The following is a 21,243-nucleotide window of genomic DNA, read 5'->3' as shown; positions in this document are numbered from 1 at the left end:
ACCTGAACCAGGCGGACCCGGAATCGGTAGCGCCGGGCCATGCCCGGCGTGCTGCGCTTACGCGCTGATGCCGTATTCCTTCAGCTTCTTGCGCAGGGTGGCGCGGTGGATGCCCAGCATCGCGGCCGCGCGGCTCTGGTTGCCTTCGCAGTGGTTGAGCACTTCCACGAACAGTGGAATCTCCATCTCGCGCAGCACGATCTCGTAGACATCGTCCGCATCGCAGCCATCGAGGTCGCGCAGGTAACGGCGCACGGACTGGGCCACGTGTTCGCGCAGCGGTGGCCGGGCAGCGCCACGACTGTTGTCAGGACGAGAAAGGACAGCGTTCAAGGGGGTTCCCGATCTGGTTGGTCCATGCACGCGGGGCGCCGGACCGGATGAGGTGATGGCGGTCAGTCTAGCGCGAGCGTGCCCGACCTGCCACGGCCGGACGGTCCGACCAAGGTCAAAGGAACTCGAAGGTGAATGCGACCGTGGATGCGGCAGGCTCCTGCACGCGGAAGGCGATGCGTGCGCTTTGACCCGGTTCAAGCGGGGCCGCCCCGGGGTTTTCACCGAGGTACTGCGCCGGTGTGAACACGCCGGTGCCGATCACACGACCATCGGCATCGGACAGCGACAGGCGCAGATCCGGCCATGCCTGCGGCCAGCGCGCGTCGTTGCGGATGCTGGCCTGGATCTGCAGGACGCCCGCCTGGGCCGGCAGCGGGCGGATTTCACGGCTGGTCATGGTGAATGCAGTGGGCTCGCGCCAGGCGGGCAGCGTGCAGCGCAGCACGTTGCACAGCGCGCCGATCCACGGCCGGGTGCCGGCATCGGCGGCCAGCCGTGCACGATCGGCAAGCACGCTCTGCAGCAACAGCAGCAGCGCCAATGCGGCCACCAGCAGCCAATGCCAGCGAGGGGTTGGCTGCGCCCGTGGGCGCGCGCCGAGGAAGCTGGGCGCATCGGCGACGGTGGCAACGATGCCGGGTGTGGCAGTGAAGGCCGGTTCGATTATTGGATCATCGGCAACCAGCGATTCTGCTTCTGTTGCCGCCACGATGTCCGTTGCCGGGTCGATGTCGTCGATCACCGGCGCTGCATCGGTCGCCACCGGTTCGCGCGGTCCGGTGGCTTCAGGCGTGGCATCGCGTTCCTGCGCGGTGCGCAGGAACGTGGCCAGGGGACGGCGCGGTGGGTTCGGCTCGGACATGCTCAGGGCGCGGGCTCGGATCCAGCGGTCATTCAACCACGATCAGGCGCGGCGTACGCCGGTGATACGCATCCAGTCGCCATCCTGGGTGGCCTGCAGGTCGTCGAACCACGCCGCATAGCGCTGCAGCAGTTCGTCTTCCTGGCCATGCAGGATGCCCGACAGGGCAATGCGACCACCGGTGGCGACACGGGCGGCCAGCAGTTCAGCCAGTGCATCCAATGCGGAGGCCAGGATGTTGGCGACCACGATCGGATAGGTGGCAACCGGCTCGTCCTGCGGCAGGTACACCTGCATGCGTGCCTGTTCGCCATTGCGTTCGGCATTGTCGGCGGTGGCGATCAGCGCCTGCGGGTCGTTGTCCACGCCGATGGCCTGGGCGGCACCAAGCTTCAACGCGGCCAGGGCGAGAATGCCCGAGCCACAGCCGAAGTCGAGCACGCGCTGACCCTGCAGCTGGCCATCGACGGCCAACTGGTCCAGCCAGCGCAGGCACAGCGCGGTGGTCGGGTGGGTGCCAGAGCCGAAGGCCAGGCCCGGGTCGAGGCGCACGATGGCGGCATCGGCGGCCTGCGCGGCCTCCGGCAGCTCATGGTTCCACGGCACGATCCAGGTGCGGCTGCCGAAGTCCATCGGCTGGAACTGGTCCAGCCACGCGCGCTCCCAGTCCTGGTCTTCCACGGCGCGGAAGCTGCCGCTGCTCCAGTCCAGCTCCGGGTCGAACGCTTCCAGCGCGGCCAGCAGCAGCAGGGCGTTGCTGTCGGCCGGGAACAGCGCGCTGAGCACCAGGGTGTCCCACAGCGGAGTCTCACCCACGCCGGGTTCCAGGATGGCCTGCTCGTTGCTGGTGTCGGCTTCGGCATCAAGCAGGGTCACCGCCAGCGCGCCGACGTCCTCCAGCGCATTCTCATAGCGGGGCTGGGTGGCTTCGGTGCAACGCAGGGTCAGTTCCAGAAACGGCATGGCGGTGAGGGCAATCGCGGGAAAGGGGGCCATGCTAGACCATCAGGGCGTCTCCGTATGCCTTGAGATGAACGAAGCCGATTCAGACAGGCCTCACGGGCCTTGCTAAACTCGGCGCTTTCCTGTGTGCCGTACCACCGACCGTTGCCGATGGCTTTCGCCCCGACCCTGAAAACCTGGTTGCTCGTCCTGCCGGCCGTGGCCGTGCTGGGCGTGGCCGGTTATCGGGCCAATGGCCACAGCCGGGACATGGTCGCGCGCGTCGATGTGCCGCTGGCTGCCCAGGCCAGCGATGCGCAGGGGACGCTGGCACCGGTGATGCCGGAAGCCCTGGCACGCCGCCTCGCCGCTTTTGAACGTGGCACCGCGCTGCCTTCGGGCCTGCCGCTGGATATCCGCGCCGACATCGAAGGTGCCACCGATCTGTACGCCTACGCGCAGCGCTTGCGCGTGCAGGCCGACCAGGGCAACCACGAGGCGCGCTGGATGCTCAGCCGGGTCTATGACTACTGCGCGCAGTACGCCGTTGATCCGGGTGGCTACCGCCTGGACAACAACGTGCTGTCCGGCCTTGGCCTGAGTGCTGCACCGGAGATGGTGGAGGCGCGCGAGCGGGTGGCGCAGCGCTGCGGTGGCTTCGTGCCCGGCGACAAGCTGGGGCCGGCGCTGGTGCTCGGCGAGCGGCGTCGTGCGGCCCAGCAGGGCAACCTCGCTGCCGAAGCGGCGCTGTTTGCCGAAGGTGAGCCGCTGCACGACAACGAGCAGTACCGTCGTGACCTGGTCGAGCGCGTGCGTACCTCGCGCGATCCGGAAGCCTATATGGCGATCGCGCCGGGCATGGGGTTGCGCGCGGCCGGCGACAAGGCGCTCGTCGGCATGGTCGCCGGAGAACAGCTCAGTGAACTGGCATGGCGGGTTGCGGCCTGCGAACTCGGTCTTCCCTGTGGAGCCGACAGCGTGCTGGTCAACAGCTTTTGTGCGAATGGAGGGATCTGTTCGCCGGATGGAACGCAGGACTTCCGTGATTTTGTGTATGACGCCGCGGTTTCGCGGCAAGGTGCGGGGAAAATGAAGGAATGGATCAAGCGATTGATTGGAACGAGGGACGGACGATGAATTACCGTCGATTCCTGCATGGGGCCAAGTTCTGGTTCTGGGTGGTGTTGTTTGTGGCGTATTCGGCCGGTGCGGTAGGCCTGCTGATGATCGACACCTACGAGGACCGCTACCGGCGTCTGTCGAAGGTGGAACTGACCTCGGTGAAGACACAGGAAGATGTGCGCCGTGCAGGCGCCAGCCAGGTTGCCGCTGTTTACCGCGCGCAGAGTGGCGTGCCGTTCTCGTCGTTGCCGGCTGGCAGCACCTTCCAGGTGGTGTGGCCGGATGGCTCCAGCGAGACCATGGTGATCGTCGATCCGACCTCGCCGAACGGCGTGCGTCCTTTGGCGAACTCGCAGATTCCTGCGGAAGTTGCCGACAAGCGTTGAAGGTAGCGCCGGGCATGGCCCGGCGCGCTACCGGACGGTAAACAGAAAAGGGCGGGGAAATCCCCGCCCTTTTCGTGTGCAGCGACAGCAGCTGCCGATCAGGTCAACGCGATCGGCTTGCTCTTGCGCTCGGCAAGGCGCTTTTCCAGATAGTGGATGTTCTGGCCACCGGCCTGGAAGCCCTTGTCACGCATGATGCGCTGCTGCAGGGCGATGTTGGTCTTGATGCCATCGACCACCATCTCGCTCAGCGCCACCCGCATGCGGGCGATGGCGGTCTCGCGGTCCGGACCGTGCACGATCAGCTTGCCGATCATCGAGTCGTAGTTCGACGGTACGCGGTAGCCACTGTAGATGTGGGTATCGACGCGCACGCCGGGGCCGCCCGGTGCGTGGAAGCCGGTGATGGTGCCCGGGCTCGGCACGAAGGTTTCGGCGTCTTCGGCGTTGATGCGGCACTCGATCGCATGGCCGGTCAGCACCACGTCGCTCTGCTTGATCGACAGCTTCTGGCCGGCAGCGATCTTCAGCTGTTCGGCGACCAGGTCGATGCCGGTGACCATCTCGGTGACCGGATGCTCCACCTGGATGCGGGTGTTCATCTCGATGAAGTAGAAACGGCCGTCTTCGTACAGGAACTCGAAGGTGCCGGCGCCGCGGTAACCGATACGGATGCAGGCTTCCACGCACACCTTGCCGATCTGCTCGCGCTGCTCGGTGGTGATGCCCGGTGCCGGTGCTTCCTCGACCACCTTCTGGTGGCGACGCTGCATCGAGCAGTCGCGCTCGCCGAGGTGGATGGCATTGCCCTGGCCGTCGGCCAGCACCTGGATCTCCACGTGGCGCGGATTCTCCAGGAACTTCTCCATGTAGACCTCGCCATTGCCGAACGCGGCCTTGGCCTCGCTCTTGGTGGTTTCGATGGAGGTCTTCAGCGAGGCTTCGGCGTGCACCACGCGCATGCCGCGGCCACCGCCGCCGCCGGCCGCCTTGATGATGACCGGGTAGCCGATCTCACGGGCGATCTTGGTGTTGGCGACGATGTCCTCGCCCAGCGGGCCGCCCGAGCCGGGTACGCACGGCACACCGGCGGACTTCATGGCGCGGATCGCTTCGACCTTGTCGCCCATCAGGCGGATGGTGTCTGCCTTCGGGCCGATGAAGATGAAGCCGGACTCTTCCACGCGCTCGGCGAAGTTGGCGTTCTCGGACAGGAAGCCATACCCCGGGTGGATGGCCTGGGCGTCGGTGACCTCGGCCGCAGCGATCAACGCCGGGATGTTGAGGTAGCTTTCCGCCGACGACGCCGGACCGATGCAGACCGATTCATCGGCCATGGCCACGTGCTTGAGGTTGCGGTCGACCGTGGAGTGCACGGCCACCGTGCGGATGCCCAGGGTATTGCACGCGCGCAGGATGCGCAGCGCGATTTCCCCTCGGTTGGCGATGACGACTTTGTCGAGCATGGCAGCCGCCCCTTAGCCGATCACGAACAGCGGCTGGTCGAATTCCACCGGCTGGCCGTTCTCGCCGAGGATGGCGACGATGGTGCCCGACGCATCGGCTTCGATCGGGTTGAACATCTTCATCGCTTCGATGATGGCCAGGGTCTCGCCGGCCTTGACCTGCTGGCCGATGCTGACGAACGCCGGCTTGTCCGGTGAGGACGAGGCGTAGAAGGTGCCGACCATCGGCGAGCGCAGCACGTGGCCTTCCGGCAGCGCGTTGCCCGGCTTGGCGGTGCCGCCGGTGGAGGCTTCGGTCGGCGACTGCATCGGCATTGCCGGGGTAGCCGGTTGGGCGGCGACCGGGGCGGCCATCATCATCTGCGGCGGGGCCTGCATCATGCCGTAGCCGGACACCGGAGCGCGCGACAGGCGCACCGACTCTTCGCCTTCCTTGATTTCGATTTCAGCCAGGTTCGACTCTTCCAGCAGGTCGATCAGCTTCTTGATTTTGCGGAGATCCATGGTGGCCTCTTTGCTCTTTGATGTCAGTGTGGTGGGAAGCGCGTTGCGCTCGGGTCAAAGCAGTTCGTAGAAGTCGCGCAGCTGCCGGGTGCGGTCGCGCGCGAGGGTGATCAGGCAGCGCATCTGTGCGCCATTGCGCGCGGTGCCGTCGGAATTGAGGGCGTACACCGCTTGGCAGTCGTGGTCGCGCAGCTGCATCCATGCGCGCTGGGCCAGCACCAGTTCCTGTTCGGCGTTGCCGCAGTAGCTGCAGCTGCCACCGTTGGCCGGCGTGCGCAGCTGCCTGCGCGCCTGGGCGTAGACGGCATTGAGTTCGACGTCGGCGGCCGCTGCCACGTCCGAGGCGCACAGGTCGCTCTCCATCGTGGTGGTCGGGTGCGCGCAGTCGATGCCTTCGGCCTCACGGTCGGACGCGGCGGCAGCGCCGCACAGGCCGGCCCACAGCACAACGCTGGCGAGGACGCGCGACAGGCTCATGACGCGGCAGCAGCCTGCACGCGTGCCAATGCCGCGTCCATCGCATAGCGGTAGCTGTCGGCACCGAAGCCACACACCACGCCAACCGCCTTGTCGCTGAAATAGCTGTGCTGGCGGAAGGGCTCGCGGGTATGCGGGTTGGACAGGTGGATCTCGATGAACGGCACCGCCACCGCCGCCAGCGCATCGCGCAGGGCAACCGAGGTATGCGTGAAGGCGGCCGGGTTGATCAGGATGAAGGCGGTTCCGTCGTTGCGTGCGGCCTGCACACGATCCACCAGCACGTGCTCGGCGTTGGACTGCAGGCTCTCCAGCGCATGACCTGCGGCAGCGGCCTGGGCGACCAGCGCCTGGTCGATGTCCGCCAGCGTGGTGTGGCCGTAGACCTCCGGCTCGCGGGTGCCGAGCAGGTTGAGGTTGGGGCCATGCAGGACCAGCAGCTTCGCCATGGGATCCGATTGACGGGAAAGGGCGGCAGTCTGGCGGAAGCTGAGGATGCTGTCCAGTTCGGCGAAATTAGTGGTGTTTAAAACATCTGTTTGAAAAATGCCTTCGTCCGCGTGGTTGCGTGGTGGACGGGCGCGGGAAGGCTTTCTATAGATAGTGGAAATTGCGCGCGCCGACCATCCCCCATGCAGGGCCGCCGCCGCCGGGCCGCATTACGTTCGACACTGCGGAGGTTGCCATGGCATTCCTACACTGCGCTTACCCGCCATGTCGGCGTTCATGGATGCCCGCCTTGCCTATCTCCCTGCGATTGCCCGCACTTCTGCTGGCAATGCTGCCTTTGAATGCGCTGGCTGCCGAACAATGGATCGTTGCCACCGACCTGTGGGGCAACAGGAACTACCAGACCCTGCATCTGGACGTGCAGGGCGGGCGTATCGCCGGTCGGCTGGATGCCGATCCGGTCACCGGCACCCTGAGCGCCGGACAGATGGTGTTTACCGCAACGGACAGCCAGGGCCAGCGCTACCAGTTCGATGGGCGCATTGACGGCGCGCGGATGCAGGGACAGAGCGATCAGCCGGACACCAACAACCGCGAAGTGCGTGCCGTCCACGCCTTCAGCGCGTGGAAGGTACCGGCGCGGGCCTCGACCGCACCGCAGCGCCATGTGTTCACGCCTACCGACTATTCCAATACCTTCAGCGCCGACCGCGCGCCGGTGCTGGTGATCTGGCCGGGAGACTCGGTGCAGACCCGCACGCTGGACTCTGGCGGCGTGGACGAGAACGGCGTTACCCGTGCGCTGTTCGGCAATCCGCAGGTGGGGCCGTTCTTCGTGGTCGGTGCCGAACCGGGCGATACGCTGGCGATCACGCTGACCTCGCTGAAGCTCAACCGCGACCATGCCGACAGCCTGGATGGCTTGGTGGGACGCTTGAAGACACCGCGGGTGGCCGCCGAAGCCAGCGGGCTGGGCAAGCCCGTGCGCTGGCAACTGGACCGCAGCAGGGGCGTCGCCCGTCCGCAGGGCGCAAGTGGTGGCCTGAGGCATTTCGAAGTGCCGGTGAAGCCGATGCTCGGCGGCCTGGCGCTGGCGCCGGGCTTCGGCTATCCACCCTTCTCCACCGGCGATACCGCCGACTTCGGCGGCAACATGGATTTCAACGCCGTGGTCGAAGGCAATACGGTCTACCTGCCCGTGCAGCAGCCTGGCGCGCTGATGTACCTGGGTGACGGCCACGCGCTCCAGGGCGACGGCGAAACCACGCAGTGGGCGCTGGAGACGTCGCTCGATGTGGAGGTGAAGGTCGAGCTGCTGAAGCAGCATGCGATCGCAACGCCGCGGGTGGAATCGGCAACGCAGGTCATGACCCTGGGCCAGGGCGGCTCCAGCGACGATGCGCTGCGCATCGCCACCTCGGGCATGCTGCAGTGGCTGCGCCAGGCCTATGGATTGACGTTGTCCGAGGCGACCCAGGTGCTGGGCGTGGCGGTGCAGTACCAGGTGGCCAACCTGGCCGGGCGCAGTGTTGGCGTGGCGGCGAAGCTGGACAAGGCGGTGTTGCAGGGGCTGCCGTTGCAGACGACAGCGGCACCGGGCGGCGGCGCCGTGAAGCGCGCTGCCAAGTGACCGTTGCCCTGTTGGCAGCTTGGGAAGGCGTATGAACCAGGAGTCCGTGATGAGTGTCGACGCGATCCAGAACCGCCGGGCTGCCTTCAGGGCACTTCATGCATCCGGTTGCTTCCTGCTGCCCAACCCATGGGATGTTGGCAGTGCCGTGGCGCTGGCGCGGCTGGGTGCGCAGGCACTGGCCACCACCAGCTCCGGCCATGCCTGGGCCCACGGGCAGCCTGACGGGGCGATGGGTCGCAATGAAATCCTCGCCCATCTGCGGACGATGGTGGCGGCGACCGATCTGCCGGTGAACGCCGACTTCGAAGATGGTTTCGGCAGCAGCCCGGAGGCGGTGCACGAGAGTGTGTCGATGGCGATCGACACCGGCGTGGCCGGCCTGTCGATCGAGGATTCCACCGGCGATGCAGAGCATCCGCTGCGCAGCATCGAAGACAGCGTGGCCCGCCTCAGCGCAGCGCGCCGTGCCATCGACGAAAGCGGGCACGAGGTGATGCTGGTGGGGCGCGCGGAAAACTTCTTTGTCGGGCGCCCCAATCTGGACGATACGTTGGCCCGCATCCGCGCCTATGCGCAGGCGGGTGCCGATTGCCTGTATGCGCCTGGCATCCGCAGCGCAGAGCAGATCCGCGCCGTGGTGGAAGCCGCCGGTGGCAAGCCGGTCAACCTGCTGATCGCTTCGCCCGGGCAGATGACGCTGCTGCAGGCGGCCAGTCTGGGCGTGCGCCGGGTCAGCGTCGGCGGAGCGCTGGCCCGCAGTGCGTGGGCAGGCTTCCTCAGAGCATCGGAGCAGATGCTTGCCACCGGTTCATTCGACGCGCTGCCGGGCACCCCGTCAGGTGCCGAGCTCAACGGCTTGTTCAAGCCGTAAGCGCGTGCGGGCTAGTGGGGCGGTGCCGGCGAGGGGGGCATCCTGCCGAGCGCTTCGCGTACCGCGCGCTGCAGTCCCTGCACATGGAACGGCTTGGCCAGGAACGGCGCACGCCGATGCCTGACCGGCACCAGCTGGTCATATACCGCCGAAGCGAAAAGGTAAGGAATGCCGAGCTCGAGCAGCCGATCGGCAACGGGAAACACCACGCCGTCGCGAAGTTCCACGTCCAGAACGGCGCCATCGAAGTGGCCACTGTCGAGCATGCCCAATGCCTCGAAGACACTGTTGGCGTGGGCGATCTCATTGCCTTCGTCGGTCAGGGCCTGTTCCATCAGATCAGCCAGATCGAGCTGGTCTTCCACAAGGAGCAGGCGCGGTAGCGGCGTGGGTCGTTCATTGCTGCTTTGCATGGTGTGTTGTCGTGCGAATGCTGCGGTGGTGCGTAAAGTTTCTGCTTTCCAGCATCAAGGCCATGGCTGCCTGGTGTGCTTTCGGCGCGAAGGCGCAACTGTGATCTGCGTGCTCTGCTGCTGGCCGTGGCCGCCCTCCCTGGCGGCATCGGCTATGCGTCTGCCATGGAATCAGGCGGCCTGAGCAGCCCGCGCGTTACCGCCGCTCTTGGCCAGCAACGTCAGTTTCTCGTCAGTGGCCTTTTCTTCTTCCAACGTTTCCAGCAGCAGCGGCAGCGCCTCTTTGTAGCCCAGCTGCTTGGCCAGGGCGGCGATGGTGCCGTAGGAGGCGATCTCGTAGTGCTCGACCTTCTGTGCACCACCGATCAAGGCGGCGTCGCGCACCGGCCCTTCGTCGATGGTATCGATCACTTCCTTTCCTTCCTCTACCAGGCCTTCCATTGCCGCGCACTTGATCCGCTTGAGGCGGATGCCCAGCAGCTCGACAACCCGGTCGATGCGTTCGATCTGGCCCTGGGTTTCTTCCAGGTGGGTCTCGAAGGCGGTGGCCAGTTCGGGATTTTCTGCTGCGCGGGCCAGCCGCGGCAGAGCCTTGGTCAGCTGCTTCTCGGCGCTGTAGATATCGGACAGTTCGTGGATGAACAGGTCTTCTGCGGTCTTGATGGCCATGCGTCGACACCTATGCTGGGGGAGAGTGGTGACCTTACGTGGGCGCCCGTTGCAGTCCGGCGCAGGTACGGTGAACGCTGCATGGAGGGCATGGGTTCCCACGCATGCAGGGGCCTCACATGAGCCGCGCGACAGCGTCCTATCGGTGATGCTGTTGCTAGCCCGCCCGATAGTTACTATTGGTAACTAATGAATCCGAGAGCTGCTGTCATGCACACCCATATCGTTGTCGCGCACCCCGAACCTTCCTCGCTCACCCACGCCGTAGCGGCGCGGATCGGCGAGGCCATCGTCAACGCCGACGCCGGCAACACGGTCACCACCGTGGATCTGATGGCGGAAGGTTTCGATCCACGCTTCAACGCGCAGGACCACGCGTTCTTCCGCAGGACCACAGCGCTGCCGGCCGATGTGGCTGCCGAGCACGCACGGCTGGATGCGGCCGACACGCTCGTGCTGGTCTATCCGCTCTACTGGTGGTCGTTCCCGGCGCTGCTGAAGGGCTGGATCGATCGCGTGTTCACCCAGGGCTGGGCCTATGACGAAGGTGCCGATGGCAAGGTGGAAAAGAAGCTGCAGCGGCTGCAGGTGCATCTGGTCGGACTGGGCGGCGCCGGCCAGCAGATGATCGACCGGCGTGGCTATGGCGAGGCGATGAAGACCCAGATCGACCAGGGCATCTTCGATTACTGCGGAGCGCCGGTGCTGTCATCCACGCTGCTGCTGGATGCCGACAGCGGCATGGCCGAAACGCATCTGCAGACGGCGGTGGACATCGGACGTAAGATCGGAACCCCTGCACTCTGACGATCACCCTTGTCTTCCAGCCCTGCCGTGCCTGAGCCCCGTCGTCGCCTGACCCGCGAACAGCGTGCCCGCCAGCTGCTGGACGTGGCATGGGCGCTGGTCGGCGAAGAAGGCACCGATGCGCTGACGTTGGGTCGTCTGGCGGAGGCGGCAGGTGTCGCCAAGCCGCTGGCCTACGACCACTTCGAAACCCGCAACGGTTTGCTGGCCGCGCTGTATGCCGACTACGACCAGAGGCAGACTGTGGTCTTCGATGAGCGTATCGGCAGCGCGAAAGCGCGGCTGAAGGAGCGTGCGCATGCGATCGCGTCGGGCTACATCGATTGCGTGCTGTCGCAGGGCAGCGAGATCCAGGACATCCTCGCCGCCTTGGCGGGATCGCCGGAACTGCGGGCGGTGCGCCGTTGCTATCAGCAGGATTTCATCGACAAGTGCGCGCAGTGGCTGGGACCGTTCGCAGCGGGAGAAGTCGTACCGGCCAGTGGCCTCTGGGCAATCCTTGGTGCCGCCGAAACCCTGTCTGAAGCGGTTGCGGCCGATGCGGTGGAACATGCGGCAGCCGAGGCCGAGCTGGAGCGCGTGATCGTCGCCATCGTCAAGCGCAGCACCTGAATCATGTGCGCGGAGCGACCTGGAGTTGCTCGACGCTGACCGGGGGCAGTGATACGTCAGGCTGCAGGTCCGGCAACAGCTGTCGCAGCAGCTCCGGCATCGCCTGCATCGCGGCACCATCGATGTAGCGCCACTGCGTTTCACCGACGTGCCGGATGGCGACCATGAAGGCGAGGCTTCTCACCGTCTGCGCTTCGACGGTGAACACCGTGGTCCGTGGCACGAAGCAGACTTCTTCGTCGCCGGCAGCATAGGTGCGGGTCGGTTCACCGACATCATCGCTGATGACCTTCACGCCCATGTCGTCGAGTGTCTTCATCGCATCGCGTGCGGCCTTCACATAGGCCGCATCGCCGCCGGCAAACCGCTTCACGCTGGGATGCGTGCGCGCAATCATGGCATCGGTGTCGCCGCGGGCGAACGTGGACAGCAGCGATCGCACATCCTTCTGCAGCGCGTCGCTCTCGGCAGGAGTGAGTTCACCGGCATGGGTGAGTGCCGCGGAGAACGTGCAGAACAGCGCAAGCATCCAGCACAAGAGCCGTCGATCCATCGATGGGGTACTCCTTTGGGCGCTGGACTATAGAGCGCATTGCCTGTGGTGTCTGCCTGGTCTGCCCGTCACACACGCTGGGCCTCGGCCGCCGCGGCAATGGCAAAGCCCGCATCAAGCTGCGCCCGCACCTGCTCATCGCGCGACGCACGGGAATCAGCGCCCAGCACCACGTTGATCAGGCGCAGCGGCAGGGCGTGTCCAGCGCACCTGCGACGGGCGGTGGCCGCCAGGCAGAAGCCCGCAGCCTGGGTGTAACCGGTCTTCAAGCCATCCACACCGTTTTCGCCGAGCAGGGCGTTCTGGTTCGCCTTCTGCAGCGTGCGGTGCGCGAAGCTGCGCTGTGCGGTGATTGCCAGCAGATCGGGGTAGCGGGCAAGCAGGTGGGCGGCCAGCATCGCCATGTCGCGCGCGGTCGACAGATGGCCCGGGGTGGTGATGCCGGACGCGGAGATGAAGTGCGTATCGTGCAGGCCCAGCGCCCGCGCGTGGTCGTTCATGTGCTGCGCGAACGCCGCCTGCGATCCGGCCAGGTGACGGGCCAGGGCGAGCGCGGCATCGTTGCCGGAAACCACCATCAGGCCCTCCAGCAGTCTGCCGAGGGCGATGCGTTCGCCGGGCACCAGGCCCATCCGCGTTTCATCGTCGGCCACCTCGTGTACGTCGCACGGATCGATGGCGATCGTGTCCGACCACGAACCGCCCGACTGCGCGAGCAGGTCGTACGCGGTGTAGGCCGTCATCAGCTTGGTCAGCGAGGCCGGCGGTCGTTGCAGTTCCGCGCGCTGCTGCTGGAGGATCTCGAGGGAGAGGGCATCGATCGTGATCGATGACACAGGGGAACGGGAAGAAGTCATGGAGGGCATACGGCGACAGCGTAACGGCGCGCGCCCGCGCTGGATGACTGTTTCTGAAATATTGAAATGATATAACGTCGCAAATGAGGCCGGATCACTTCGCTTGCTGCTGGGACTGCTGATGAAAAAAACGAACCTCGGGGGCTGGTTGCGGCCGGCCATCCTGACAGCGCTGGTTGCCATCACCGGTTGCCACCACGACGTACGCACCGACAGGCCGGAACCGGCGCAGGGACGGCCGCACAACGTCATCGTGATGATCAACGATGGCGCCGGCTGGGGCACCTGGGACGCCGCCGCCTACTGGCAATACGGCAGCCGCGAAGGCGCCCCCTATGCCGACTTCCCGCAGCGGCTGGCGGTGACAACGTTCCCGCTCAACGCCAGCAGCCAGCCTACGCACGATGCGGCGCAGACGCTCGGCTACGACGCGCAGAAGGCATGGGACGCCACGCCCGTGCCTGCGGCGGATCTGCCCTTCGCTGGGTATCAGTACCTGGCGGCGGTGGCCACCGACAGCGCGGCGGCCGGCACGGCGCTGTCCTCGGGGGTGAAGACCTACAACAACGCCATCAACGTCGACAACGACGGTGTACCGGTGGAGTTCAACACGCTGCGTGCCAAACGCCTGGGCATGGCCACCGGCGTGGTGACCTCGGTGCCGTTCGCGCATGCCACGCCGGCTGCATTCGCTGCGCAGGCCGAATCACGCAACAGCTATCACCAGATCGCCCATCAGATGCTGGCCCAGGGCCACATGGATCTGGTGATGGGCACCGGCGGACCCGGATACAGCGTCAATGGACAAGCCTGCGTCGACGGGCCGCAGGGCCCGGTGGCCGAGGGCTGCGGGAACCCCTGGGAGTGGGTGTCGCAGCAGGATTGGCAGCAGCTTGAGGCGGGCACGGCCATTGCCGGAAATCCATCGGGGCCGTGGCGGTTGATCCGCAGCAAGGCCGAGTTCGTTGCACTGGCGCAGGGCCTGGTGCCCTCCGACCGGCCGCTGATCGGTGTACCGCGCGTGGCCAACACCCTGCAGCAGGCGCGGCAGCTGCAGGTACTGGGCGAAGACGCGAGCACACCATCGGGGGTGAAGAAGATCGACAGCGTGCCGGACCTGGCGACGATGACCCGTGGCGCGCTGCAGTTCCTGCAGCAGCGCTCAACCAAGGGCCTGTTCCTGATGGTTGAAGGCGGTGCCACCGACTGGGCAGCGCATACCAGCGCCTGCGGCAGTGAATGGCACTACGGCGCCTGCACCGGGCAGCCGCAGTTTGGCCGTCTGATCGAAGAGACCGTCGAGTTCAACGATGCCGTGTCGGCGGTCATGGCGTGGATCGAGGAGAACGGTGGCTGGGAGCGCAATCTGCTGATTGTCACCACCGACCACGACAACAGCATGCCGATGGGGCCGAACGCACAGCAGGTGGCCTTCGAACCGGTGCGCAACCACGGCCGGGGGCGCATGCCGGGCATGAGCTTCCGCCCCACCGGCAACCATTCAAACGGCCTGGTGCCACTGTGGGCCAAGGGCAACGGCGCCGAGCTGCTGGGTAAACGCGTGCGCGGTGTCGACAACGGCTATCGCCAGCATGTGCGCTTGAACGATGGCAGCTACATCGACAACACCGATGTGGCCGCGGCGATACAGGAAGCGCTGCAGCGACGTTGACCTGCCGCGCGCCCGTCTGCACGACGCCTGCACGTTCCGCACATGCGGGCATCGTCATCGTGCGCCGATGGACTCCGATATCCGCATTGATGGCCGCGTGTTCGCTTATGTCTTTCCCTGTGCCTGGGAGGACTACGCGAAGATTGGTTTCTCGCGCGATCCGCTGGGCCGGATCTGTGCGCTGCATCGGCGCTGGTTCGAGTTCTTCGATCTGGAAGCGGGCGCGCTGGTCGAGGCGGAGTCCGAGCGGGATGCGCGTGACCTGGAACTGCAGTTGCGCCGGCCCTTCAAGCTGCATCGTGCGCCGGCACCGATGACGGTGCAGGACAAGGCCGGTGGGCGCACCGAATGGGTGCGCGGGGCCAACGCCGCACTGGCCGAGGCGGTACGTGCGCTGGCACAGCAGGGCTATCACACGTATCCGCTGCGGCCGTGGCTGCGGGCGGCGATGGTCCAGCGTCTGGACCGGCTGCATGACTGGGCCGCAGCGCAGGTGCCGGAAGAGGAAAGCCTGCGCACGCCGGTCGGTGTGGCCGCACTTCGCGAAGCCATCGATGCGTATCGCGCGCTCGCTATCGATCCGGAGCCGTGGTTGCCGGAGTACCTGCAGCGCGGGTGGTGACACTTCCCGAGGTGGCCGGGACGCTGGCCGGCCGCGATGCCTGACGCGCATCGGGCGCTGCGGGAACCGGTTCGGCCAGGCGCTGAGCCAGGGCAACGTTGGTCACATGACCCTGCAGGAACAACAGACCGCTGAAGATGTTCATGATCGTGCCTCCACTTGAGTGGAATGCACGATACGGGCAGCATGGGTGCGCAAAAAGCGACATTTCCGCAAGGTCGACTTGAGAGGAATTCAAGGCTTATGTCCCGCCCACCGCTACATGCCCTGCAGGGCTTCGTCGCTGCCGCACGCCTGGGCAACCTGTCCCGCGCCGCCGCATCGATGAACCTGACGGTCAGTGCGCTCAGCCATCAGATGCGACAGCTCGAGGAACGCCTGGGCCAGCCGCTGCTGATCCGGCAGGCACGCGGTGTGGCCTTGACCCTGGAAGGGCAGCGCCTGCTGGATCAGGTCGGGCCCCATCTGGATGCGATCAACGAAGCCTTCCAGCCCTACGCCGCGCGCCCCGAACATGTGCTCACCCTCAGTGCCGTGCCGTCGATGGCCAGCGCATGGCTGGTGCCACGGCTGGGCAATTTCGTGGCGGCGCATCCACAGATCGAAATCAATCTGCAATCGAGCGAACGACTGATCGACTTCGACCGGCAACTGCAGTTCGATGCGGCGCTGCGGCTGGGCAGCGGACAATGGCCGGGGCTGGTGGTGGAACCGTTGTTCGACGAATGGCTGCTGCCGATGGCCAGCCCGGCACTGATCGAGCGCATGGGCGGCATCGGCCACCTACCGTTGGCGCAGTGGCCGCTGCTGGGAGACCCAGACGGTGCGTGGGGCGCATGGTTCGCGCTGGTCGGACAGCGCCCACCGGCGCGGTTCGTGGCGGTGCTGGATGATTCCGAGGCCCACCATCGCGCCGCACTGGACGGCGTTGGTGTTGCGCTGGGACGGGTCACCCGGGCGCGGCTGCTGCTGGATTCCGGCCAGTTGGTTGCGTTGTCGGACCTGCGCCTGAAAACCGCATGGCCGCATTGGCTGGTGTACCCGCAGCGCTCGATACGCCACCGTGGTTTCCTGGCCTTCCGCGAATGGCTGCACGCGCAGGCAGCCGAGCATGTGCGGCACATGCAGGCCGCCGACGCGGGATAGCGCCAGGCGAGCGTAGTGACGGGGAGTGTGCGTCAGCGCACCAGCGTGACTGCCTGCCCGGCACGTGCGAAGGCTTCGCCCAGCAGCGGTCCGGCCTTGATGGCCTCTACTTCCGCGAACAGTGCCTGCAACGCCGCTGCGGGTCTAGCAACAGGCGCTGCGACCGCCTGCTGGATCACGGTGAAGCGATCTGCCAGCACGCGATGGCCGGCATGCGCCTGTGCCCAGGCCTGCAGGGGTTGGCGTACGCCGGCCGCTGCATCCAGCCGCTGCTGGTCGAAAAGAGTAATGGCGGCGGCCGAGGTGTCGGCACGCTCAATCGTTGCCTGCTGCAGCTCGCGGCTGAGGAACAGATCGTAGGCGGCGCCGCGACCCACTGCGATGCGCAGCCCGTCGCGATCGAGATCTGCAACCTGCCGTGCTGGGCTGTCATCGCGCACCAGGTAGGTTCCTTCGATCTCCACATACGGTGCACTGAAGGCAATGCGGTCGGCGCGTGCCGGGTCCACCGCCAGGAAGGCCAGGTCCCACGCATCGTCGCTCGCAGCTGCCACCACCGATGCGGCCGCGTCGTGGCAACTGAAGCGGGCCTGCACATCCAGCCGCTGTGCCAGCGCGGTGGCCAGTTCCACCGATGGCCCGCGTGGTGCATCGGCGTCGCCCTGGGCCAGCACCGGGTTGCCGAGGTTGATGGCAACGCGCAGGTAGCCCAGTGGGGCCAACGCATGACGGTGATCGGTCAGGGACATGCGCAGTTCCAGCTCGGTGTCGGGCTGCCAGCATGCCACCTGTGGCCGTATCGTGTGGTGTGCAGAGCTGCGATCCTGTGTTTCATCCGCCTGCACGCCCAGCCATGATCACCATGAATCCCATCCTGCACGTTGAAGTTCCCGTTGCCGACCTGGACCGTGCCATGGCGTTCTATCGGCAATGGCTGCAGGTGGACATCGCTACCCCGATCAACGTGCATGACTGCCGGATGGCGTACCTGCCATTCAACGATAGGGACGCGGGTGCCAGCATGGCGCTGGTGCACGGTGCTGACTACCTGCCCTCGGAGCAGGGACCGCGCATCTACCTGGGCGTGGACGATCTGGATGACAGCCTGCAGCGTGCCCTTCAGGCTGGCGCGGTGCTGTGCTTTGGCCCGGACGTGGCCGGTGACTGGCGGGTGGCCGAGATCCGCGACAGCGAAGGCAACCGGATCGCCCTGCAGGCGCCCGTCACCCCATAGCCCTCCGGTCAGCAGCCGAACATCGCGTGGCTCTACACGGACGCGGCGCGCGATCGCTGCAGCCAGTCGGCAATGGCTGGATCCAATCGCGGATCGTCCGGAAGGCGCATGCCGAAGCCCTGCTGCAGCACCTCGCGCACGTCCTGCACATCGCGCAGCGGGCGCTTGGCCGGTACCTGGCCCGGGCGATATTCGGTGTAGTTGCCGCTGCCGATGGTGCGTCGCCAATCCGGCCCGGTCAGTGATGCACGCAGTTGGCCAGGGAAGCTCGACTGCGGATGCGTACACACGTACCAGTTGCCCACTTCGTTATCGATCGGCGCCGGTGGCTGCAGGTCGAAGCGGTACAGCGCCCGCCAGTCATCCCCTGCTTCGGCGGCAAGCATGAAGTCGCCATCGTCCAGCCGCCGCACGCGGTAGCGCTCATGCGGTGTGTCCTGCACTGCGCTCTCATGCAGGCGCAGTGGCACGGTCGGGGTCAGGCTGCCGAAGCCGGTATCGACCAACCAGTCCGCTTCCTGCAGACGCACCCGCAGGAGCAGATGCGTACGCGCGGTCAGTTCGCCCTCTGCAGCCGACAGCAGCACCCGTGCGCTCAGCGGCTGCGCATCGAAGCCCAGGGCCTGCAGCAGGGCCAGGAACGCGCCATTGAGTTCGAAGCAGTAGCCGCCGCGCTGCGCGTGCAGCAGCTTGTGCTGGACGCTGTCCAGGTCGATGGCGACCGCATCGCGCAGCAGGCTGGTAAGGGTCTCGAACGGCAGCAGGGCGTTGTGGCGCTGCTGCAGCAGGGTCAGCCCGGCCAGCGTGAGCGGTGGCGGGGCATCCAGCTGCAGGCGCTGCAGGTAGCGGGGGACGTCGATGGACATGGCAGGCACCACGGGCGGGGGGCTCCACTGTGCTACCGCAACCGGGGTTGAGGTCAAGTGTGCCTCGCCGGTGTCATCCCCTCGTCGCCTGCGGCCGGTACAACAGCGACGACTGGGTACTGCCCGCGGCAGGACTCAGTCGGACGCTAAAGTTCCACTGAGATCGGTCGATACAGGTGCGTCCTTCCGCCTGGAGTCTGTCATGTCGGCCGTCGTTCCCCACCTTCGGTCCCTGCGTAGCCGCGTTGTCGGGTTGCGTTCCCGTTTCCCAGGCCTGCTGCGCTGGCTGCAGCCACATCGGCTCAGCGTCGCCGACAAGCTCAAGGCGACCCTGCTGGTCTGCAGCCTGGGACTGGTGGCCATCGCCGCCGTCCACGCCTGGACCAGTCATGCGAGCACGCAGGCGGCCCGCGATCAGGCCAGCTACCAGCACGGCAGTGACCGCGTTGCTTCGCTGGCCGCCCGGGTGGCCGAGGCCCGGCGCCTGCAGACCCAGTATGCGCGCAGTTTCGATGATGTGGACCGCAGCCAGTTGCTGGCCACGCAGCAGATGTTGAAGCAGGACCTGCAGGCGTTGCGGGGCATGCCGATGGACGCGGGCCGGCGCAAGGTGCTGCAGGCGATGACCGAGGCCGTCGATGCATTCTCACAGGGCATCGCCGCGTTGTTCGAGCGGGTAGATGAGATGGGACGCGGCGACGCTGGTCTGGCCGCGCAGCTGCAGCAGGCCGCCGACGCGCTGCAGGCGCAGGTGGATGCGCTGGAGCGCCCTGCGCTGTCCCTGCATGTGCAGCGGATGCGGCGCCAGGAAGCGTTGCTGCTGCTCGATGGCGATTCCACCCACGCCGATCGTGCCAGCGAAGAAAAGCTGCCCTTCGATCTGGCGTTGGCCGGCCTGCCAGCTGACGTGCAGGAACGCGTGCGCAACGGCATGGAAGCCTACCAGGCCGCGTTGCTTGGCTATACCGCTGCACGCGTCGGCCTGGACGTGGAGGCACAGTCGCTGCTCGAAACCGCGGCAGCCGTCGGCCCGGCATTGGCCGCCTTCCAGCAGGCTCAGGTTGCGGCATTGGAACAGGCACAGCTGCGTCAGCGATCGGGCGCAAGGATGGCCAGCGTGCTGTTCGTGGCCACCCTGATGCTGGTGGCCGGCGTGCTGATCACCAGCCTGGTACTGGTGGTACGCGCGGTGCGTCGACCGATCCAGGACACCCTGCGCTTTGCAGGCGATATCGCGGATGACCGGCTCGACACCACGCTGCGCGTGCACAACGCCAACGATGAGATCGGCCAGCTCGCGCAGCGCCTGGTCGACATGCAGCAGCGCCTGCGTGCGCGCACCGAGACCGAACGCGCGGTGGCACGCGGCAACACGCGCGTGCGGCAGGCGCTGGACAGTGCCCAGACCGGCTTGATGGTGGTTGATGCGGAAGGGCAGGTGGCCTACGCCAACCCGGCGCTGCTGCAGCTGCTGGCGCTTCCCGCAGAGACATTGCTCGGCAGCGACGCGGTCCGCCTGCATCCGGCGCTGGCGGGACTGATCGGTGTCCGTCAGCGCGAAGAGCGTGAGATCGGCCACGCCGGTACCCGGTATCAGTTGATCGCCAATGCCGTCGTCGAGGACGACCACTTCCTTGGTGTCGCGGTGGAATGGCGCAGCCGCGCGCTGGAAACGCTGCTGGAAACTGAAGTGGCGGCATTGGTCGACGCGGCAGCGCATGGCGAGCTGCAGGGGCGCATCGCGCTGGAGGGCAAGCAGGGGTTCGTACGCACGCTGTCGACCAGCATCAATCGCCTGCTGTCCACTTTCGAGACCAACCTGGGCGACCTGCAGGCGCTGCTGGCCGCACTGGCACGCGGCGACCTGAGCGTGCGCATGGAGGGCGACCTGCAGGGCGTGTTCGCCCGCATGCGTGACGATGCCAACGCCACTGTCGCGCAGCTGGGCCACATCGTCACCCGTATCCAGCAGGCCACTGTGCGCCTGGATGTGGGTGTCAGCGAGATCGTCGCCGGTCATCACGATCTGTCCCAGCGCACCGAGCAGCAGGCGGCCAACCTGGAAGAAACCGCGGCATCCATGCATGAGCTGACCGACACCGTCGGCCGCAACGCCGACGCCGCGGGGCGTGCTGACGGACTGGTACGTGACGCCGCCAAGGTTGCCGAGCGCGGCGGCACCGCGGTCGGCCAGGTCGTGGCGACCATGCAGGGCATCAGCGCGTCGTCGCGTCGCATCGGCGACATCATCCAGCTGATCGATGGCATCGCCTTCCAGACCAATATCCTGGCCCTCAACGCGGCGGTGGAGGCAGCGCGTGCAGGCGAGCAGGGTCGCAGCTTCGCGGTGGTGGCCGCCGAAGTGCGCTTGCTGGCCCAGCGTAGTGCGGACGCGGCCAAGCAGATCAAGGGACTGATCGAGGACTCGGTGGCGCGGGTAGGCCAGGGCAGTACGCAGGCCGAGCAGGCGGGCGCCACGATGGACGAGATCGTCAGCAGCGTGCAGCAGTTGGCCGGGTTGCTGGCGGGTATCCGCAGTGCGTCGCACGAGCAACATGCGGGCATCGCCCAGGTGAACCAGACCGTCGTGCAGATGGAGGCCAGCACGCAGCGCAATGCGAGCCTGGTGGAAGAGGCCGGCGCATCGACCGCGCAGATGCAGGCCCAGGTGCAGGCGCTGGCCGAAGCGGTGGCAGCGTTCCGACTACTGCCCGAGCGACGCCCGCGCGCGGCCGCGTGATCG

24 protein-coding genes are annotated in these 21,243 nt (G+C 66.5%); 11 read left to right on the top strand and 13 right to left on the bottom strand.

Features of this window, described 5'->3' with window-relative positions; all coding sequences use genetic code 11:
* Positions 1-57 precede the first annotated feature (57 nt).
* From fis to prmA, 3 genes are all read right to left on the bottom strand, one after another.
* Entirely contained in the window at positions 58-333 is a 276-nt protein-coding gene (gene fis, locus CR156_RS17715) for a DNA-binding transcriptional regulator Fis (RefSeq protein WP_006397198.1), read from the bottom strand.
* 115 nt (positions 334-448) lie between these two features.
* On the bottom strand, positions 449-1,198 hold the full coding sequence (locus CR156_RS17710; protein ID WP_100553782.1) for a DUF3426 domain-containing protein: 750 nt from the start codon (positions 1,196-1,198) through the stop codon (positions 449-451).
* Positions 1,199-1,240: 42 nt separating this feature from the next.
* Positions 1,241-2,161: a 50S ribosomal protein L11 methyltransferase gene (gene prmA / locus CR156_RS17705; protein ID WP_100554230.1), complete on the bottom strand. Its 921-nt coding sequence runs from the start codon at positions 2,159-2,161 to the stop codon at positions 1,241-1,243.
* 150 nt (positions 2,162-2,311) lie between these two features.
* Between prmA and CR156_RS17700 the strand changes: the two genes are divergently transcribed.
* Positions 2,312-3,277 (top strand): hypothetical protein, encoded by a 966-nt coding sequence (locus CR156_RS17700; protein WP_100553781.1) that lies wholly within the window; start codon positions 2,312-2,314, stop codon positions 3,275-3,277.
* Positions 3,274-3,648 (top strand): hypothetical protein, encoded by a 375-nt coding sequence (locus tag CR156_RS17695; protein ID WP_100462209.1) that lies wholly within the window; start codon positions 3,274-3,276, stop codon positions 3,646-3,648. Before CR156_RS17700 ends, CR156_RS17695 begins: the two co-directional genes overlap by 4 nt.
* Before the next feature lie 98 nt (positions 3,649-3,746).
* Here the strand turns inward: CR156_RS17695 and accC are convergent, their stop codons facing one another.
* From accC to aroQ, 4 genes are read right to left on the bottom strand one after another with little or no spacing between them, the layout of a single operon-like run.
* Positions 3,747-5,114, bottom strand: a complete 1,368-nt coding sequence (gene accC / locus CR156_RS17690) for an acetyl-CoA carboxylase biotin carboxylase subunit (RefSeq protein ID WP_089237274.1) — start codon at positions 5,112-5,114, stop codon at positions 3,747-3,749.
* A gap of 12 nt (positions 5,115-5,126) precedes the next feature.
* Positions 5,127-5,618, bottom strand: a complete 492-nt coding sequence (gene accB, locus CR156_RS17685; protein WP_100553780.1) for an acetyl-CoA carboxylase biotin carboxyl carrier protein — start codon at positions 5,616-5,618, stop codon at positions 5,127-5,129.
* Between the two features lie 54 nt (positions 5,619-5,672).
* Entirely contained in the window at positions 5,673-6,095 is a 423-nt protein-coding gene (locus CR156_RS17680) for a lysozyme inhibitor LprI family protein (protein WP_089237270.1), read from the bottom strand.
* Positions 6,092-6,544, bottom strand: coding sequence for a type II 3-dehydroquinate dehydratase (gene aroQ / locus CR156_RS17675; protein WP_100462212.1), 453 nt, complete (start codon positions 6,542-6,544; stop codon positions 6,092-6,094). The genes CR156_RS17680 and aroQ overlap by 4 nt, the downstream gene beginning before the upstream one ends.
* A 290-nt stretch (positions 6,545-6,834) precedes the next feature.
* Between aroQ and CR156_RS17670 the strand changes: the two genes are divergently transcribed.
* Together CR156_RS17670 and CR156_RS17665 are read left to right on the top strand one after the other, a co-directional pair.
* Entirely contained in the window at positions 6,835-8,175 is a 1,341-nt protein-coding gene (locus tag CR156_RS17670; protein ID WP_207764209.1) for an acetamidase/formamidase family protein, read from the top strand.
* Positions 8,176-8,221: 46 nt separating this feature from the next.
* Positions 8,222-9,049, top strand: coding sequence for an isocitrate lyase/PEP mutase family protein (locus CR156_RS17665; protein ID WP_207764222.1), 828 nt, complete (start codon positions 8,222-8,224; stop codon positions 9,047-9,049).
* An 11-nt stretch (positions 9,050-9,060) separates the two neighbouring features.
* Here the strand turns inward: CR156_RS17665 and CR156_RS17660 are convergent, their stop codons facing one another.
* On the bottom strand, positions 9,061-9,462 hold the full coding sequence (locus CR156_RS17660; RefSeq protein ID WP_100462214.1) for a response regulator: 402 nt from the start codon (positions 9,460-9,462) through the stop codon (positions 9,061-9,063).
* Positions 9,463-9,633: 171 nt separating this feature from the next.
* Positions 9,634-10,131: a YciE/YciF ferroxidase family protein gene (locus CR156_RS17655; protein WP_100553777.1), complete on the bottom strand. Its 498-nt coding sequence runs from the start codon at positions 10,129-10,131 to the stop codon at positions 9,634-9,636.
* Positions 10,132-10,341: 210 nt separating this feature from the next.
* Between CR156_RS17655 and CR156_RS17650 the strand changes: the two genes are divergently transcribed.
* On the top strand, positions 10,342-10,938 hold the full coding sequence (locus tag CR156_RS17650; protein ID WP_100553776.1) for an NAD(P)H-dependent oxidoreductase: 597 nt from the start codon (positions 10,342-10,344) through the stop codon (positions 10,936-10,938).
* 48 nt (positions 10,939-10,986) lie between these two features.
* Positions 10,987-11,550: a TetR/AcrR family transcriptional regulator gene (locus CR156_RS17645; RefSeq protein ID WP_100554229.1), complete on the top strand. Its 564-nt coding sequence runs from the start codon at positions 10,987-10,989 to the stop codon at positions 11,548-11,550.
* Between the two features lies 1 nt (position 11,551).
* On the opposite strand, the gene CR156_RS17640 is transcribed toward CR156_RS17645, so the two are convergent.
* Positions 11,552-12,103 (bottom strand): hypothetical protein, encoded by a 552-nt coding sequence (locus CR156_RS17640; protein ID WP_100553775.1) that lies wholly within the window; start codon positions 12,101-12,103, stop codon positions 11,552-11,554.
* 68 nt (positions 12,104-12,171) lie between these two features.
* On the bottom strand, positions 12,172-12,969 hold the full coding sequence (locus CR156_RS17635) for a D-alanyl-D-alanine carboxypeptidase family protein (RefSeq protein ID WP_100553774.1): 798 nt from the start codon (positions 12,967-12,969) through the stop codon (positions 12,172-12,174).
* A gap of 112 nt (positions 12,970-13,081) precedes the next feature.
* On the opposite strand from CR156_RS17635, the gene CR156_RS17630 reads away from it, so the two are divergent.
* From CR156_RS17630 to CR156_RS17615, 3 genes are all read left to right on the top strand, one after another.
* Positions 13,082-14,632, top strand: coding sequence for an alkaline phosphatase (locus tag CR156_RS17630; protein WP_100554228.1), 1,551 nt, complete (start codon positions 13,082-13,084; stop codon positions 14,630-14,632).
* 67 nt (positions 14,633-14,699) lie between these two features.
* The gene (locus CR156_RS17625) at positions 14,700-15,254 is read left to right on the top strand and encodes a GIY-YIG nuclease family protein (protein ID WP_100553773.1); all 555 of its coding nucleotides are present in this window, start codon (positions 14,700-14,702) and stop codon (positions 15,252-15,254) included.
* Positions 15,255-15,497: 243 nt separating this feature from the next.
* A complete protein-coding gene (locus tag CR156_RS17615) occupies positions 15,498-16,400 on the top strand; it encodes a LysR substrate-binding domain-containing protein (RefSeq protein ID WP_100553771.1) in 903 nt (300 codons plus the stop codon).
* A 32-nt stretch (positions 16,401-16,432) separates the two neighbouring features.
* Here CR156_RS17615 and CR156_RS17610 read toward each other — a convergent pair whose 3' ends face one another.
* Positions 16,433-17,149, bottom strand: a complete 717-nt coding sequence (locus CR156_RS17610) for a transporter substrate-binding domain-containing protein (protein ID WP_100554227.1) — start codon at positions 17,147-17,149, stop codon at positions 16,433-16,435.
* Between the two features lie 113 nt (positions 17,150-17,262).
* On the opposite strand from CR156_RS17610, the gene CR156_RS17605 reads away from it, so the two are divergent.
* Positions 17,263-17,634 (top strand): VOC family protein, encoded by a 372-nt coding sequence (locus CR156_RS17605; protein WP_100554226.1) that lies wholly within the window; start codon positions 17,263-17,265, stop codon positions 17,632-17,634.
* Positions 17,635-17,666: 32 nt separating this feature from the next.
* Here CR156_RS17605 and CR156_RS17600 read toward each other — a convergent pair whose 3' ends face one another.
* Positions 17,667-18,500, bottom strand: a complete 834-nt coding sequence (locus tag CR156_RS17600; protein WP_100553770.1) for an arylamine N-acetyltransferase family protein — start codon at positions 18,498-18,500, stop codon at positions 17,667-17,669.
* Positions 18,501-18,702: 202 nt separating this feature from the next.
* Here CR156_RS17600 and CR156_RS17595 point away from each other — a divergent pair, with 202 nt between their 5' ends.
* Positions 18,703-21,240 (top strand): methyl-accepting chemotaxis protein, encoded by a 2,538-nt coding sequence (locus CR156_RS17595; protein ID WP_100553769.1) that lies wholly within the window; start codon positions 18,703-18,705, stop codon positions 21,238-21,240.
* Positions 21,241-21,243 lie beyond the last annotated feature (3 nt).

The sequence above is a fragment of the Stenotrophomonas lactitubi genome, from assembly GCF_002803515.1.
Classification (GTDB): domain Bacteria; phylum Pseudomonadota; class Gammaproteobacteria; order Xanthomonadales; family Xanthomonadaceae; genus Stenotrophomonas; species Stenotrophomonas lactitubi.
The sequence above is the reverse complement of the archived record's forward strand: the minus strand, read 5'-3'. Positions and strand labels throughout refer to the sequence as shown.